The organism is Synechococcus sp. PCC 7335 (assembly GCF_000155595.1).
GTDB lineage: Bacteria > Cyanobacteriota > Cyanobacteriia > Phormidesmidales > Phormidesmidaceae > Phormidesmis.
The window spans coordinates 1987435-2003998 of the sequence record NZ_DS989904.1 but is presented as its reverse complement, the minus strand read 5'-3'; the positions used below and the strand labels follow the sequence as shown (position 1 = coordinate 2003998).

Genomic DNA, 16564 nt, shown 5'->3' with positions numbered 1-16564 from the left:
GTGGCTATTAACTGGTGATTCTTGAAACAGAAAAGGCGAACATTAGCAGGTGAACAGTAGCGATGTCCTACGTCAGCGTCAACGGCGTCGATCATTATTACGAATGGATTTCTACTCAAGACCATCCTGGTAATCACGAAAAGCCAGTGATGGTCTTTTTGCATGGGTGGGCAGGGTCCGCCCGCTATTGGCACTCTACGGCTGAGGCCATCAAAGATAGGTTTGATTGTTTGCTATATGACCAGAGGGGGTTCGGGCGATCACAAGCCCCCTCGCCAGAACACCTGATTGCCAACCCAGAACTAACCACACTAGAAAGCTTTGCCGAAGACCTCAATGCTTTGCTAGACAAATTGAACCTCACAGCGCCTATCTACATAAATGCGCATTCGATGGGCGGCTCCATTGGTCTTTATTTCCTCGATCGATATCCAGAGCGCGTCAGAAAAGCCATCCTCACTTGTAATGGCAGTTTTCCCTATCAAAAATGGGCATTTGAAGCCTTCTATCTATTCGGCGGCTACGTGGTTGCCTTTCGTCCCAAATGGCTTGGCAAAGTTCCTTTTGCGCCCCAAATGTTCATGCAGCGCTTTCTAAAAGGCTCAATTCCGCTAGCGGAAAAGAAAGCTTTTCTAGAAGATTTCATCATGGCCGACGGCCCAACCTCGCTCGGTACGCTAAAAGCTGCCGTCAGCAAGCACGCAACGGAATCGATGCCCCTTGCCTTTTCCTCACTCAAAGTCCCCACGTTAATGGTTTCGGGGGAGTATGACAAAATTACCCCAGCGAAGCTAGGTAAAGAAGCTGCTGAAATGAGCGATCAAATCACATACGTGATGATGCCAAACACAGCTCACTTTCCCATGCTGGAAGATCCAGAAAGCTATCTACAGATCACAAATTCGTTTTTGACCGACACCGAACTTCCCTAAATTGGACTAACTGCTTAGATCCAAGTGCGGCTCGCTACAAGTGCCACTTGCTATAGGTTAGAGAGCCAAATGCTCAATCCAGGCCTAGTTCTCGCTTCAATAGCTCGATTGACTTCTCACCAATATAATTTTCGCAGCGGATGATCTCTGGAGGTCGAATAATATCGTTGCGAGCAGCGAGGAGGGCGTCTTTGATAGCCGGGTAGCTAGCGGTGTCAAGCGCAACGATAGTCTGGGTACTTCGGACGACAGCGCTAAGCTTTTGCTCGTCTTGGGTCTGAGCAGTCATTACGAGGATGTCGTCGCCGCGTAGGCTGTAAGAGAGCACTTCGGCAATACGGATGATACCAGTGCTAAGACTAACAAGACCCAGACAGGTGTCCTTAGGCAGTTTTTTGAGCATCTCGCGTTCTTTAGCGTAGTCGTAGATGTCGATAGGAATGACACGGACGGATTTGGGCGCGGCGATCGCCTCGGCCTCACTAATAAAGTATCGACTGGTCACCACCGTTCCAGACCGAGTCTGAGACAACACTTGGTCAAGCTCTTCTAAGGGCACAAGCTGTACCGGAATCTTCAGCGCTTGTTCTAGCTCTCGCACCATCAATTCGCCGGCACCGTCTTCTTTTTGAATCGTAACCAACACCCTGGCACTACAGCGAAGCCGCCAATCGACCTCGGTCATAAACAGTTCACGGGCCTGGTGCAAAGAACAGCCCTGACGCAAAAGTTCATCTAAGCTATTTTCTACTAGTTCTTGAGCCTTTGGAAACTTTTCAAGTAGCGGTGAACCAGGTTTGACAATTTCGGTAGTCCCTTCAGCGCGAACGTATATGCCCGAACCTGGCATGGCTTCGACAACACCCGCCTCTTCTAGCTGGCGATAAACCTTGCTGATGGTATTACGATGAAGCCCGGTTTGCATAGCCAGTTGGCGGGTGCTAGGTAGGCGATATTCAGGTGGATATTGTCGAGAGGCAATCGCAAACCAAATCTGATCGTAGAGCTGGGTGGATGCAGGTATTTCGCTATCGGTTTGAATATGGAACTGGACCACTATAACGCGCTCCCATGACGGCATCTGTTATTTGTAGCATCTGTCACTTTGGCAGAAACACATGTATCAGCTAAACCTAATTTAGAGCATCAGGCAAAGTGACACGCAAGTGACACGCAGCAGTGCGTTCCTATCTAGCTTTGCGCCGCTAGGGAACACCTACTAAGACAACCTAATGTATCAGGACATCTCTCTATCGACATCTACTCTAGCTTAGAGATTAATCAAGAATTTGCCCTTCACTGCGGACGATGCGACTTTGCAAGGGTATGCTCAACAATTCTTGACGATAGCAAGATAGACCAAGACCTGCGATATATTTGGAAAACCTATTTAATTTGACCTGGGAGATTTCTCCGTTGTTTTCAGCCGAAGATTTCGCAAAAGCTCTAGAGCAGCAAGACTATCAGTTTTCGCGGGGCAGCGTAATTACTGGTAAAGTTGAGACCCACGAATCTGATGGAGCTTATGTGGACATCGGTGGTAAGTCTGCAGCTTTTTTACCGACTAAAGAAGCCTCGATAGACTCTGATATTCTTCTTGAAGAGATTTTACCCATTGGAACAGAGCGAAAATTCTTGATCATTCGAGATCAAGATGCCAATGGACAACTGGTAATTTCTATTCGTGCAATGGAGATAAAAGAGCTATGGGAGCGTCTGCGCGAGCGCCAAGAGAACGGCGATGTGCTAGAGGTCACTATTTCTGGAAGTAATAAAGGCGGCGTTACTGCCGATGTCAGCGGATTGCGTGCATTTATTCCAAGATCTCACTTAGCACGCCGCGTCGAAGATCTCGATACCCTAATGGGCGCAACCATCAATGCCGCTTTCTTAGAGGTCGACGAAGAGAAAAACAAACTATTACTCTCTGAGCGAATAGCTGCTAGAGCAACTGCAATGAGCAGTTTGACAAAAGGCGAGCTAATCGAAGGAACGATTGCATCACTCAAGCCGTTTGGCGCATTTGTCGATTTTGGTGGAGCCTCCGGCTTGCTACATATCAAGCAGATTAGTAAAAGCTATATCTCTGCCTTAGGTGATGTGTTCAAGGTAGGCGATCCGATTAAGGCAGTCGTGCTGAACATCGATGAGCAGAGAGGGCGAATTGCGCTATCGACTCAGGTATTAGAGAAGTATCCAGGAGAGATACTAAAAGATCTATCAACGATGATGGCCGAGGCTGAGGAGCGAGCCAAGAACGCTGCTAAGGTGGTAGCTGATAGTGATCATTAGCTGAGGTGATCATTAAAACAGTAATTGGCTTTAGATACCTATGGGTACTGTTTGGGAGCTGGATTTTTATTCCAGACCAGTTTTAGACGAGCAAAATAAGAAACGTTGGGAGATCTTAATCTGCGAAGGGTTACAGTCGGTGGAGGACGACCCTGCAAACCTGTTTCGCTATAGCAAGTACGTGTCGAATAGCGAGGTGAATTCGGAGACGCTGCAGGCCGCGATTGAAGAGGCGATCGCCCAGTCTGCTTCAGAATCTGCTGACTCGCCTACTAAAGTGCGGTACTTTCGCTATCAGATGCAAAACATGATCAAAAGAGCTTGCGAAGAAGCGGGGTTGCTATCTTATCCCAGCCGCCGAACGCTAGCCTTGCAGCAGTGGCTAGAAGACCGTAAAGTCAACGTCTATCCAAATGAACCCAGATACAAGCCAAGTGCTTCTGCTTCAGTGGCTAAGCCAATCGATGTGGTGAATCCTTTGCCAGATGCCTTGATTGGCCAGCAGTGGGCGCTAGTTACCTTACCTGCGAAAGAGTTTGCTGATATGGGCGATTGGGATGTCGCCTTCAAAGAAGCTTTTCCGCTAGAGATTGCTGGCGTAGAACCTGATACGCCAATCCCAGGATTCATTATCTACTCGAACCGGGCCACGCCCCTAGCAGCCTGGATGTCTGGGTTAGAAATTGCCGGTGTTAGAGCCGGTAAAGAAGAATCCTCGAACTACGTTTCTAAAAATACGGACACTGCTCGGTTGCTGATGGATACCGGGACAATCGAGACTTGGCTGCTAGCAGATTTGGTAACACCAGAGACGCAGGCAGAAGGACTGCGGTTCGAGAACGCAAAAGCAGCAGCAAACAACGTACACTTCATTGCGGTGCAAGATAGCCCAGAATCTGAAACGTTTGCGGGGATGTGGCTGATGCAGACCAAAGCATTTGGGTAGAGGTACCCAGAAGGGATTTAGGTAAATGGCATAGGTTGATTAAATGGCACAGGTAGATACTAAGGGCTGGGGAAGCGCTGTTTTGATGTATGGGATTTTGGGTGCGATCGCCCTACTCATGCTTCTCCCGCTGCTTTGGCTAGTCAGTACCGCTTTCAAAGGTCCCACTGAAAACCTTTTCCAGTTTCCTCCACAGTTCCTCCCAACCTCTCCTACAGTCGACAACTTTATTAGAGTTTGGCAATCCAATCCCTTTGGCCGCTACTTCTTCAACAGCACTCTTATTGCTGTTGTCACCGTTGCTCTCAACCTCCTATTGTGTTCGCTAGCAGCCTATCCACTGGCTCGGTTGAACTTCAAGGGAAGAGAAGTTCTATTTTCCTTAGTCGTTTCCACGATTTTGATCCCCTTTCAAATCGTGATGATTCCGCTCTACATCCTTACCGTGCAGCTAGGACTGACTAATAGCTATATTGGCGCTATCTTTCCTTCAATTGCATCAGCTTTCGGTATCTTCCTAATGCGCCAGGCATTTCAGTCCGTACCCAAAGAGCTAGAAGAAGCCGCTCGTATCGATGGCTGCACTGAGCTTGGCATCTGGTGGCACATCATGATTCCATCTGTGCGACCGGCCTTAGTGACACTCGCAATCTTTGTCTTTATCGGTTCATGGAGTGATTTTCTTTGGCCACTGCTGATTTTGGATCGGCCAGAATATTACACCTTGCCGCTGGGTGTGGCTCGGCTAGCCGGAAGTTTCTCGCTAGACTGGCGATTAATCGCAGCGGGCTCAGTTATCTCGATCGCGCCGATTATCTTGTTCTTCGTTGCGGCGCAGCGCTACATTGTGCCTTCAGAGGCTGGTAGTGGTGTTAAAGGATAATGGTGGTGTCATCAGACAGGCAAGGCACGATGATGTCTCTTACCTTGCCTACCTTTTTTAGAAGAGTCGCTCTACACAATGATAAGGCTCACAAAGGTGGGATCTGTAAAATCGCTAATACTGGTATTCATTACCCTTGCAAGCTCATCGTTGCCGACTGAGATCAATACGTCGTGGCCTTTAGTGGTGAAAGAAAGCTGACCAAACGTCAAAGACCCGATCAGTGCAATCGAGTCTTCGCTAGAGAAATCCATAATCACGTCTGCTGCTCTACCAGTTTCTACCGCAAAAATGTCGTTGCCTGCCCCGCCAAAGAGCGTATCTATGCTCTTGCCACCGACTAATAGATCATCGCCATCACCACCTACGAGCATATCTCGACCCGCATTTCCATAAATTCTGTCGCTGCCTAAGCCACCGTCTAGTAGGTCGTCGCCGAGTCCACCAGATAACAGATCGTCACCGTCACCACCCAAAACTATGTCCATACCTGGGTTGCCGTAGAGTATGTCATCTCCTGCACCACCCACTACCTCGTCTGCGCCACCGCCTGCGAAGATAGCGTCGTTACCACCGCCATTAGCTGTACTCGAATCATCAAAATCGCCAAAGATCTGATCATCGCCAACCTCACCTCTGATGACATCATCGCCCAGACTACCTGTGAGCTGGTCATCTAAGCGATCGCCGGCGAGCGTATCATTGCCGACAGTACCGACAATAGTTTGACCTGTTGCCACAAATTGGCCGAGCCCATCAACCCCTAAGCGAGCATCAAGCACTAGGGGCTGATCGAGTTTGATCTGAATGATTTCGTTGTTGTCTATGATTTCGCCGTTGCGATCGCGTCCAATCGAAAACGGATAATTGTTGTCGTTGGCGACCAAAATGGTATCTTCATCGAGGACCAGAACATCCTCAATCGTGACAAAAGGAAAGTCAAAAGTCGTCTGACCATCGTCATTGAGATCATTCGGATCGGCAATGTTTAATAGATCAACAACAGCTTCTTTTTGAACAAAACCATCTTCATCTAGCGCCGATAAGTTGACCTTGAAAATCTGCTTGAACTCAGCATCATCTCCTTGTTCACCATCTCGCTCAATCACCAAGAACTCAGTAGCGTTGATCGGCGTGAAATCACCGATGGCATGGCTCGGCGCTTCCATCTGATACAAGCCTACCAACCCTTCAAATGTGCTGCTCTCGACATCGAATTCATAGATCCGCACAGAACTATCAGGATCGCCTAGCACAGTGCCTTCTAGCATAGGATAGAGCGTCGTGCGATCAGGGCTAAAGGCCATCCCTTCATACCCACGAGAGCGAGGCAGATTAGACTCCACGTCACCCACTAGTACATCAGGGTGGTCAGGAGAATAGACCAGGTCCGCAGTTAGCTGAGCAACGATATCAGCGCCCGTCTCAGGGAAATCAGTAAAAAAGCCGTCTACACCAATCTGAGTCAGCTGAACAAACTCCTGTTCTGGTGTTTGGGGTGTGCCGTCCGCGTTGAGCGTGAGAAAGCGCTCTTCATTGCGTAGCGTATAGGGATGAACCTGCAAGCCTGCTGCGTGAGCATCGTCTACAAAAGAGCCAATTTCACCCGTGAGCTGAGTCGTAATTTCAGCAACGCCATCACCGTTACCATCAACAGGCGTATCTAACGCTTCGCGCAGAACAAAGTTGTTTTTCCAAGGCCCAGCGCCTTCCGCATACTTTTCGCTGATCAGCTTAAGAAAATCAGCATCATCTAAGTCGCTGTAAACAGTGCTCTCGGATAGCTCATTCTCGACGGCATCCAGAAAGTCTTGACCATAGATAGCTTCTAAATCATTGCCTTCAGCTATGTTGTAGCGAATGTCGAATGGCGCAGAAAACCCATCCTCGACAGGTGCATCAGCCTGTGTGTTGCCATAGAGCTGTACTAGCGGTAGAGCACCAAGACCCTCGGCATCTAGCATGCCCTGAAGTTCGATCAGGTTTTGGAACTCAAAAGACTGGATGAAAATGCGGTTTGGGTCGGTAAATCCAGCTTCTTGTAGCGTCCCAACCAGGGGCTCTTCGAGTGAAAGACCCTGTAAGTCAAAGAAAGTAGGATGTTTAGTTTCTGGGTAGATACCAACCCGTTTACCAGTATCGGCCTCGAACTGCTGCACTAGCTCGATAACTTCTTGGAAAGTCGGAATCTCGAACTGACCGTCAAAAGCAGGATCGCGGAAGTCAAGGGACTGCACCGCCCGCAGTTGCTTGATTTCTTCTAGCGTGAAGTCTTCTGCGAAGTAAGCTGTTAGCTCAACGCCATCCAGAGTCTTGGTGGACATCCGGTCCTCACCAAAGACCTCAGCTACGTTGGTAGTGTCATCAAGAACGGGCTCATGTCGAGCGATCAGCACCCCATCGCTAGTCGTGACTAAATCAGGCTCAACAAAATCAGCTCCCTGCGCCATCGCTAGCTGATAGGCCTCTAGCGTGTGCTCGGGCAGTTCACTGCTCGCACCTCGGTGACCAATTACAATCGGCGCTTGGCCATCAAGCGTGTTGAAGCTAGTGATGTTTGGTGTGGGAATCGGCGCTTCTAGCAGTTTGCCTTCTGCATCAAAATGCAAAACGTAGGGACCAAACTCTTCACCAATCCAAATCTCACCGTTTGCATCAATGACAAAAGATTCAATGTCAAAATCAGCACCTGTTAAGTTGCGCTTAGCTGTATCGCCTTGCTCAATATCAAAAGGAATTAGACCGTTGGGATCGCTCAACTGCACGAAGCTCTGAACGTCTACAGTGCCATCGCCCTCTTCAGACCCTGCAAAGTTTGGATCGACTTGATACAGTCTTTGCAAGTAGTCAGCGCTATTTGTTTTAGACCCAAAGCCATTGTCGGAAAGAAACCAGTACGTGGACCCATCACTGCCTGGAGCAAACTGTACTCCGCTAAATCCTTGTACTGGCGGACCCAGGAAAGGACCAGTACGTCCATTAGCACTAATTCCTTCACCTGTCGGCGGACCTTCCGCAAACGTATCAGCAGGTAGAGACGCAAAGCCCTCTAATTCAGCAACAGAAGCGGCTGAATTAGCTTGTGCAAGGTTTGCCATTATTCACAGAACTCCCAATGTCTATATCTACGGCGTTTCGCCTTTAACGATGGGAGAGTCTCATTTGGAGATTAAGAGGAGGCGATCGCCTCTTTAAGCGAAAACACTTGTTACATTGTGCAAGTCACTCTTAGCAATCGCTCTCAGGCAGATAGTCAGAAATACCAGTTGCTGGTTGCTCCGATCCAGGCGATATACCCTACATCATTCACAGCAAGCCATAGAATGCGCTTGAGCAGATAAGCGTCAGAACAGCGGCACTTACATAAAAGCAAAGGTTGCCTACACCTTGAACCAACGCAGGCAACCTTTGATTATTTAATGATTATTTAACTTCAGCTTATCTAACTACGTATGTGGCTAGTCAGTTATGCTTCATCCAAAGCTGCAATACCAGGCAGTGTCTTACCTTCGAGCAGTTCCAAGCTAGCGCCGCCACCTGTAGAGATGTGACTCATTTTGTCCGCAAGACCTGCTTGCTCAACGGCTGCTACGGAGTCGCCGCCGCCAATGATAGTGATACAGCCCTTGTCAGTAAGGCCAGCTAGCGTAGTGGCAATACCCGTTGTGCCTTTGGCAAATGCTTCCATCTCAAACACGCCCATTGGCCCGTTCCAAATGACGCTTTTGCAGTCAGCCAGCGCGTCCTGGAAAGTCTTTACCGAATCGGGACCGATATCTAGCCCCATCCAGCCGTCGGGAATGTTCTCAACGCTCACGGTCTGAGTATTAGCGTCTGCAGCAAACTTATCAGCCACGATTACGTCGGTTGGCAGTAAGAACTCAACGCCTTTTTCTTTTGCTTTTGCTTCTAGCTTTTTGGCTAGATCTAGCTTGTCTTCTTCTACTAGGGAGCTTCCAACCCCAATACCCCGCGCCTTGAAAAAGGTAAAGATCATACCGCCACCGATAAAGAGCTTATCGACCTTGTCCAATAACGTTTCAATGACACCGATTTTAGAAGAGACCTTAGAGCCCCCTACAATCGCCGCTAAAGGGCGCTGAGGATTATCGACAGTTTCTTGCAAAAACTTCAGCTCTTTTTCGATCAACGAACCAGCTACTGCTGGACTGAGATACTCAGTCACCCCTGCTGTAGACGCATGAGCGCGGTGAGCGGTTCCGAACGCATCATTCACATAAAGATCAGCATTCGCAGCTAACTGCTTCGCAAACTCAGGCTCGTTATTCGTCTCGCCATCATAGAAACGGACATTCTCCAACAGGGCAACATCCCCATCTTTCATCTCGGCAATCTTGGCAGCAACTTCGTCGCCGATGCAGTCGTCACATTTGATCACATCTTGGCCTAGCTTTTCAGAAAGACGCGCAGCTACAGGCGTTAAGCGCATGCTCTCAACGACCTTACCCTTGGGGCGACCGAAGTGGCTGGCCAAGATAACTTTTGCACCCTTGGAAGTAAGGTCTTGGATGGTTGGAAGGGCAGCCCTGATGCGAGTATCGTCAGTAATATTGCCCGCATCATCAAGAGGAACGTTGAAGTCGGCGCGTACTAGCACTCGCTTTCCAGAAACGTCAGATGCAGATAGATCAGCTAGCGCTTTCTTGGCCACAGAAAATACTCTCCTAAAAAATATGTAACGTTTATGTGCATCAACGCTGAAAGCGGGGCAAAGCTTGTCTACTGTTGATACAGTGCGCTTTTGGCGGATGCGTAAGGCTGTAATAAGTGTCTGTTAAGACGGTTTTACGCTTGCTATCTTCATATCGCAGTTAGGGTTCTATGAGCCTTATGCGCTACGAGCGAGTGCGTAAAATTGCCTATGTGTCTATTAGTTTACAGAAGTCTGTGATCTCTTTTGGAAACAAACCTGTAGAAACTTTAGATCCACCCTCCCAGCTTCAATCTCTATGTACAAAACGCTCCTTCTTTCAATCGACTCTAGTCCAAGTGCTAAAAAGGTCTTGCAGACTGCGCTCGATATGGCGCAGCTTTGCGGTTCTAAAGTGGTGGTGCTCTCTGTCGTTGAGCCCCAAGAGCAGAGCGATCCGGCTCATCCTGAGCAGACCTCTACTGAAGCGGTAGCCTCACTGTTAGCTCAAAGCAAAACCGTTTTTGAACAGCGAGGCTTCACCGCTCAAACGGTTGAGCGCGAGGGAAATCCGGCCTTTATTATCTGCGACGTCGCTGACGAGGTCTCTGCTGATCTGATTGTGATGGGCTGTCGAGGGACCGGATTGATCGAAGATGGCGCTGAAGAAAGCGTCAGCAACCGGGTTATCAATCTATCGCCTTGCCCTGTACTAGTCGTTCCATAAACAGTATCGTTGAAGCCTTAAGCTATCTAATCTAGCGATTCTGACAACTCAGCTCTACTATGGCGACTCCGGCAATTCAGTGGTACCCAGGACATATTGCAAAGGCCGAGAAGGCACTGCAAGAGCAGATTAAGCGAGTTGATGTAGTACTAGAAGTGCGCGATGCCAGAATTCCCTTAGCAACGCTGCATCCAGATTTAGATAGGTGGCTGGGGGATAAAAAGCGAGTACTGGTGGTCAATCGGGTAGATATGATTGCGCCTCAGATGCGCGATCGCTGGCAAGCCTGGTTCAAAGCCAATGGGCAGACCGCCTACTACACCAATGCTAATCAGGGAAAAGGCGTTGGACAGATCGCAAAGGCCGCTCAGCAGGCAGGAGCGGCAATGAATCAGCGACGAAAAGATCGAGGTATGCGATCGCGCCCAGTCCGCGCCGTTGTTATTGGCTTTCCTAATGTTGGAAAATCTGCCTTAATCAACCGACTACTCAAGCGCAAAATTGTCGAGAGCGCTCGTAAAGCAGGGATTACCCGGCAGCTTCGCTGGGTCAGGATTTCAGACGAGATCGAACTGCTAGATGCTCCTGGGATCATTCCTGCCCAGCTAACAGACCAAAAAGCCGCCCTCAAGCTTGCTATCTGTGACGATATTGGCGAAGCTGCTTACGATACACAAAGGGTTGCCGCTGCTTTTGTCGAGCTTCTCAAAGAATTAGACCAAGATGAAATCGGTGCAGGGACTGCCAAACTTCCCCTTCGAATGCAGGCGCTTCAGTCTCGTTATGAGCTAGACCCAGCCAACTGCACAGGCGAAACCTACTTGTTCCGACTAGCTGAGCACAAATTTCAAAACAGCCAAGAACGGGCCGCCAGAAAACTATTAACCGAATTTCGCAAAGGCGTACTGGGCAATTTGAGCTTGGAATTACCTCCAGGTACGCAGGCGTAGCCTTCTTTTTGAGTATGCATCCGCGCTTGCTATACACGCTCTAATCCTCTAACAAGCGAGCGTAGTGACACAACTAGCAGCAGGACTAATAACTATATGCTGTACGGCTAGGATACTGATGCAGTAAAGCATATAGCCGAGTGGGGTCATAGGATCTCGGATCGCTACGTGAGCCAGATCGATCGACTGCTTTATGAGTCGTGATTCGGTAGTCTGGGACAGTTGTCCTAGCTAGTAGCCATGCCAAAGATTGATACTGCGCCTCAGTATAGCCGCTGTGTTTGCTGTAACTATTGTTCTGGCCGTCTGGCGGTGTCTCTAAAGAGATATGGTAGGCAAAATTGTTGACAGAGCTCGGAAACCCAGGATTAGTAGTAACTGTCTCCTCGCCAGCGGTTGTCCGAAAGCTAGAATTCCCTGCACCAAAAGCTCGCTGTTCTGGCGGAACAACATAGTAGATTGTGCCATCTAAGCTAATTAGACTGTGATAGCTAACTTGGTCTTCATCACGAGGGTGGTGCCTTGCGAAGAGATTAAGTGCGCTAGATGCAGAGCCCACTGTTTCATGTAGCACTACGATGAAGTCATTGCTAACTGGAGTACCGTTGACATCAACCGTAAAGCGCTCCCCATAGTTACTCGGATCGGCTAGCTGCAAGACTTCCTTTGGTTGATAGCTTGTAGCTGCACTGGTGCTAAGTGAAGCTTGACTAGATGAATTGTCACCTGGAGCCGTCTGCGTGGGCGTCTTTTGAGCATGATTGCTTCGGGAGCGACTACCTGTAGTCGGTTGCCTTACAAGCTTGTTAGCGGCAATCTCGTATTTGGATCCCTCCTCTGTTATCGTATTTTCTGCCCTCGCAGAAAACATAGAAGGATTGTGCGATTGGCTGCTCACTGAACTCGTATCGCTAAGCGATCCAGTCGATACAACTATTAGGACCGTTAGAACAAAAGCCACGGTGCTAGCAGCCCAAACTAACCAAGAACGACGCATAGGGGACTCGCTAGAAAGCAATAATTAAGAAATATTATTCCCCATACTAGCGTCCGGTCAAATGCTCAAGGAGACGGTCTTATCAATTTTGTTTGAAGATCGGCTGATCTTACTTTGGGGCTAGCTAACATCGCTCTGACGAGCTATCGGCTATCGGCAATGTTGCAAGCAGGGAAACTCTAGTCTGTCGCTGCCTGTCATTGTCGTCGAGTTACTCAATTCGGTACTACATACCAGGGAAGTGCTCAATCTCCGCATAGCCATTGAACAGTAGCTGTTTGCCTTTTACATCTAGCTGGTTTACCCGCAAAGACACGCCATCGAGATCAAAGCGCTCTAGATCAACCATCTGATTTAGAACACCGATAAAACCAGGGATCATTGCTTCTGATAGCCATTGAACATCCTCAGGGACATCATCTGGCTCGAACGCTAAGTCTGTAAAAACCACTCGTCTACGGCGCTCTACGGTAACCTTCGCTGACAAACTAATAGGCAGATCGTCACGATTAGGTAGATCTGTTTTGGCAGTGATCTTTACTCGCTGATTCGGCAACAGCTTCATCTGTACATCTCTAAAAGACACCGGATCGCCGCCAGACATACTGGTTGCCTCTTCTGATGTGACATCTCTCAAGTGCTTCTCAACAAGATCTGCCGTAAAGGCTTTATTGATGCCTGCCTCGGTCATAGTGACTGTGGCGATCGCATGCGTAGCCTGCTTCAGTCGAATTTTGCCACCAATCAGCCCAGACATATCAAGCGAGACTGCATCCGTCTCAAACTCCATTGCCTCGGCTTCAAACATTTTTTTGATAACCAACCCTCGGCCCTTCATCTGAAAGCTATCGACAATGCCTTGCAGAATTTTGCTCGCCGGAGCACACCGAATAGAAACATCAACCGATTCACTACGGGTGAACAACTGCTGAATGGCTTGACGAGCCACAGAACTTAGCATGTTCTCGCCAAAGTCCTTGGATGAAGATTGAGAGCCTAGCAGACCGCCTAACATGCTTAAGGTGAGTACCTGCAGAGAAACTTCAGATCTATTTGTAACAAAATATGAACAAGCCTGCCATGGAAATTCAAAGCACTTATCCATATAGAATCTCAAGAATGAGATCGGAGTAGAGAATCTATACTGCAGCGCCACTAAATAGTCTAACAGTCGAGGCAGCTTTAATTTGTCGTCAGTACAGGTAGCTTTTCAGACTTTACGATCACTCTGCTAGTCCAACAGATAGTGACCTTCAATACCTTCTTGAGATTGGACACCTTCTATGGTCCTAGAAGCATCCATAACGAGTATCTATTCGCTATCCGATTCCTTGAGAAGAGATTAAAATCCGCTAGTTTTCTCCGCACATAAAAAAAGTGACTGTATCATATATGTATATGTCAATAACTAGGTTCTCAAGCTGCTAATTAACTCAAGCTGTCAATTAAGTATTTACGCTTTGATGGTTAGCTATCCTACCTAATCAGGTGCAACTTCATTCGCTGAAGATCAATCCGATGAAGATTAATTTATTGAAGCAAAACTAGTTCCAAACAGTATCGAGCATACTATCTCAATCCATCAAAGTGACTGGATCTACAAACGTGAGCGATATTAATAGCTATTAAGAGAAATAGCTAAAGCGAGAGAAATAGTTAAAAAGTCGCAGCTTTGTGGGTTGCATGCGTCAGCATGTTTATAGAGTGTTTTCGTAGGCTACTTTCGTTAGCAATGACATTCGCTAATGATACAGATAGAGCAACTATAGAACTGATTAGAATCATTTCCATAGCTCGATTCTAGCTAGCTTCCTGATTGAGGAATACTATTTAGCACCGATAGCGCAGAGAGATAGACACTATTGGATTTTCTTTTACCAAGCATAAACAGGCCCACCTAGAACAGTACACCAAAGCTAGTAACTTGATCATTCGTCAGGAAATGTGCGTCAGACATGTCAATTGGTCTCTATTTCGCTCTACAAAAGTTGTCATAGAGATTTCTTCACACATGTCGTTCAAATCCATAGAGCTTAACCAAAGCTTGAGCGAGAAATTTATCTGCTAGGTCTAGCCTAAAACGTAATCTCCATAACGCCTATTTATCTCCGCTGTTGTTCTCTATACATTTGCGTTTCTACCACCTATCTACCCGAACAAACATCTGAGTTTACTTCAACTTCAGATAGCTTTAGTTCTAAAGCTTACAGTTTAGTAATCAACCTCACCAAATTAGTAATCATCCTCATCAAAACTATCCGTCCTTATTTCTGGAAAGTAGTACATGTTAAACAGCCATCAAATTCTGGGCCACGATTCCGTATTCACGCCTGAGCAGGTTCTGGAAAATCGAGGCCGCGTTGCTATCTTTATCGATGGCTCGAATCTTTTCTATGCAGCTTTACAGCTAGGTATCGAGATCGACTACACCAAGTTACTGAGCCGGTTAACCTCTGGGTCTCGCTTGTTTCGTTCGTTCTTTTACACAGGCGTGGATCGCTCTAATGAAAAGCAGCAAGGTTTTTTACTTTGGATGCGTCGGAACGGCTATCGAGTCATCGCCAAAGACCTAGTTCAGCTACCTGATGGATCAAAGAAGGCGAACTTAGATGTAGAAATTGCCGTTGATATGATGGCCCTAGTCGGCTGCTATGATACGGCAGTTTTAGTCAGTGGAGACGGAGATTTAGCGTACGCTGTAGATGCTGCTAGCTACAAAGGTGTGCGTGTAGAGGTCGTTAGCCTGAGGGCCATGACAAGTGATAGCTTGATCAATGTCTCTGATCGCTATATCGATTTAGACAGTATCAAGGAAGACATTTGCAAAACGTCTCGCGCAAACAGCAGTAGTAGCAACTATACCTACCGGCCTCTTTCTAGCCTGTCCGTACTTGATGAGGCAGAATCGCGACGTTCTTAAGTTCTATTCCCATAGAGTCAATCATTCGTTGACCTGTAATTGTTGACTGTGTAAGTAGTTTTGAAAAAACTCTGGTATAGAGGGACGCTCGTCATAGCAATAGGCGCTGTCGTACTTTTTGGTTTGCACTCCTATGTGTCTAGAAGCAGCTTGGTAGAGCCTACTTCAAACGAGGCTATTGACGCCGAGCTATCCCTACAAGCAGTGACGTTAGAGCAACCTGACGTAGACGGCAATTTGCTTTGGCGATTAGAAGCTGAGTCGGTTACGTATGTCCCAGAAACTCAAAGAGCGGAACTGCGAACGCTAGAAGGCGAATTTTACGAAGAAGGTCAAAAGGTCTACACCGTAGTTGCTGATGAAGGTGAGGTCCAGCAAAACGGTGATACGCTTTTTCTTCGAGGTAACTTGGTAGCTACTCGCGTAGCAGACAACCTGACACTAGCAGGAGAGCTACTAAAGTGGCAACCAACGCTAGGACTGCTACAGATGGGTAACTTTGAGGATGCAAATTTGTCAGAGGAAACGCGATCGCCTGTCACAGTTTCTGATTCTCAGATTCAGGTGATCGCTCAGTCTTTAGTGGTCAACAATAAAGAAGATCGCGTCACCATGAGCGGCGATGTCGTTGCCAAAAGCAAAGTAGAGCCTTGGTTCACCTTCGCCTCTGAAGCGCTGATCTGGCTGACCGAACAGTCGCTAGTTAAAGCGGAGCAGCCATTGACTGTAGAGCGCTTTGCTACGGGTGATTATAAGACGCTGACAGAACGGCTTGTGGGTCGCTCTGGCATTGCCCAGCTCGATAAAAATATAGTCACAATAGAGCAATCAGCACAGCTAGAGTCTTTGGCTGAAGGGCTAAAGGTTCAAAGTAATCGCGCTGTATGGAATGTACCTGCGCAAACTGTAAACATGGATCAGCCCGTCAATATTGCTCAGCCAGCCCGTCAGCTTACGGCTTCAGCTAATCGGGCGAGCGTAGATCTTGCTGAACAAATTATCTATTTGATCGGCAATGTACGAGCGAACGGCAAAAAGAACGATACTCGTCTGACGGCTGAGCGAGCTACCTGGGTGGTGCCGACACAGCAGGTAGAAGCAGAAGGCAATGTTCGCTATCAGCAAGCCGCTAACCCCAACGCAATGCTGTCTGGGCCTAGAGCCGTTGGCAATATAGAAGATGGGACACTGACCATTATTAGCGATGCTTCAGGTGATGTGATTACAGAGATTGTCCCAGAAGGCTTTTAATCGCTGCAGCTTTAA

13 protein-coding genes are annotated in these 16564 nt (G+C 47.9%); 8 read left to right on the top strand and 5 right to left on the bottom strand.

The annotated features are described in order from the left end of the window. Positions 1-62 precede the first annotated feature (62 nt). Positions 63-932, top strand: a complete 870-nt coding sequence (locus tag S7335_RS08785) for an alpha/beta fold hydrolase (RefSeq protein ID WP_006453564.1) — start codon at positions 63-65, stop codon at positions 930-932. Positions 933-1005: 73 nt separating this feature from the next. Here the strand turns inward: S7335_RS08785 and S7335_RS08780 are convergent, their stop codons facing one another. Next, on the bottom strand, positions 1006-1989 hold the full coding sequence (locus S7335_RS08780; RefSeq protein WP_006454431.1) for a GntR family transcriptional regulator: 984 nt from the start codon (positions 1987-1989) through the stop codon (positions 1006-1008). Between the two features lie 320 nt (positions 1990-2309). Between S7335_RS08780 and S7335_RS08775 the strand changes: the two genes are divergently transcribed. The 3 genes from S7335_RS08775 to S7335_RS08765 are packed head-to-tail and all read left to right on the top strand — an operon-like array spanning position 2310 to position 5053. After that, complete coding sequence (locus tag S7335_RS08775) at positions 2310-3224, top strand: S1 RNA-binding domain-containing protein (protein WP_006457126.1); 915 nt, start codon at positions 2310-2312, stop codon at positions 3222-3224. Between the two features lie 40 nt (positions 3225-3264). Continuing rightward, positions 3265-4170 (top strand): Tab2/Atab2 family RNA-binding protein, encoded by a 906-nt coding sequence (locus tag S7335_RS08770; protein ID WP_006457692.1) that lies wholly within the window; start codon positions 3265-3267, stop codon positions 4168-4170. 43 nt (positions 4171-4213) lie between these two features. Then, positions 4214-5053 (top strand): carbohydrate ABC transporter permease, encoded by an 840-nt coding sequence (locus tag S7335_RS08765; RefSeq protein WP_006455659.1) that lies wholly within the window; start codon positions 4214-4216, stop codon positions 5051-5053. Between the two features lie 71 nt (positions 5054-5124). Here the strand turns inward: S7335_RS08765 and S7335_RS08760 are convergent, their stop codons facing one another. Both S7335_RS08760 and pgk read right to left on the bottom strand, forming a co-directional pair. Next, positions 5125-8151 (bottom strand): esterase-like activity of phytase family protein, encoded by a 3027-nt coding sequence (locus S7335_RS08760; protein ID WP_006457424.1) that lies wholly within the window; start codon positions 8149-8151, stop codon positions 5125-5127. 368 nt (positions 8152-8519) lie between these two features. Then, entirely contained in the window at positions 8520-9725 is a 1206-nt protein-coding gene (gene pgk / locus S7335_RS08755; protein ID WP_006456361.1) for a phosphoglycerate kinase, read from the bottom strand. A gap of 298 nt (positions 9726-10023) precedes the next feature. Here pgk and S7335_RS08750 point away from each other — a divergent pair, with 298 nt between their 5' ends. Both S7335_RS08750 and ylqF read left to right on the top strand, forming a co-directional pair. Further along, on the top strand, positions 10024-10431 hold the full coding sequence (locus S7335_RS08750) for a universal stress protein (protein ID WP_006453413.1): 408 nt from the start codon (positions 10024-10026) through the stop codon (positions 10429-10431). Positions 10432-10490: 59 nt separating this feature from the next. Continuing rightward, positions 10491-11381, top strand: a complete 891-nt coding sequence (gene ylqF, locus S7335_RS08745; protein ID WP_006456739.1) for a ribosome biogenesis GTPase YlqF — start codon at positions 10491-10493, stop codon at positions 11379-11381. A gap of 85 nt (positions 11382-11466) precedes the next feature. On the opposite strand, the gene S7335_RS08740 is transcribed toward ylqF, so the two are convergent. Together S7335_RS08740 and S7335_RS08735 are read right to left on the bottom strand one after the other, a co-directional pair. After that, positions 11467-12378: a peptidoglycan recognition family protein gene (locus S7335_RS08740; RefSeq protein WP_006456091.1), complete on the bottom strand. Its 912-nt coding sequence runs from the start codon at positions 12376-12378 to the stop codon at positions 11467-11469. A gap of 226 nt (positions 12379-12604) precedes the next feature. Beyond that, entirely contained in the window at positions 12605-13483 is an 879-nt protein-coding gene (locus S7335_RS08735; protein ID WP_006454484.1) for a DUF2993 domain-containing protein, read from the bottom strand. A gap of 1179 nt (positions 13484-14662) precedes the next feature. On the opposite strand from S7335_RS08735, the gene S7335_RS08730 reads away from it, so the two are divergent. Then, on the top strand, positions 14663-15298 hold the full coding sequence (locus tag S7335_RS08730) for an NYN domain-containing protein (protein ID WP_006456660.1): 636 nt from the start codon (positions 14663-14665) through the stop codon (positions 15296-15298). A 60-nt stretch (positions 15299-15358) separates the two neighbouring features. Continuing rightward, the gene (gene lptC, locus S7335_RS08725) at positions 15359-16549 is read left to right on the top strand and encodes an LPS export ABC transporter periplasmic protein LptC (RefSeq protein WP_071776922.1); all 1191 of its coding nucleotides are present in this window, start codon (positions 15359-15361) and stop codon (positions 16547-16549) included. Positions 16550-16564 lie beyond the last annotated feature (15 nt).

Coding starts and splice junctions, on each gene's coding strand:
- S7335_RS08785 (WP_006453564.1), top strand. CDS start 63: ATGTCCTACGTCAGCGTCAACGGCGTCGATCATTATTACGAATGGATT.
- S7335_RS08770 (WP_006457692.1), top strand. CDS start 3,265: ATGGGTACTGTTTGGGAGCTGGATTTTTATTCCAGACCAGTTTTAGAC.
- S7335_RS08765 (WP_006455659.1), top strand. CDS start 4,214: ATGGCACAGGTAGATACTAAGGGCTGGGGAAGCGCTGTTTTGATGTAT.
- S7335_RS08760 (WP_006457424.1), bottom strand. CDS start 8,151: ATGGCAAACCTTGCACAAGCTAATTCAGCCGCTTCTGTTGCTGAATTA.
- S7335_RS08750 (WP_006453413.1), top strand. CDS start 10,024: ATGTACAAAACGCTCCTTCTTTCAATCGACTCTAGTCCAAGTGCTAAA.
- ylqF (WP_006456739.1), top strand. CDS start 10,491: ATGGCGACTCCGGCAATTCAGTGGTACCCAGGACATATTGCAAAGGCC.
- S7335_RS08740 (WP_006456091.1), bottom strand. CDS start 12,378: ATGCGTCGTTCTTGGTTAGTTTGGGCTGCTAGCACCGTGGCTTTTGTT.
- S7335_RS08735 (WP_006454484.1), bottom strand. CDS start 13,483: ATGGATAAGTGCTTTGAATTTCCATGGCAGGCTTGTTCATATTTTGTT.
- S7335_RS08730 (WP_006456660.1), top strand. CDS start 14,663: ATGTTAAACAGCCATCAAATTCTGGGCCACGATTCCGTATTCACGCCT.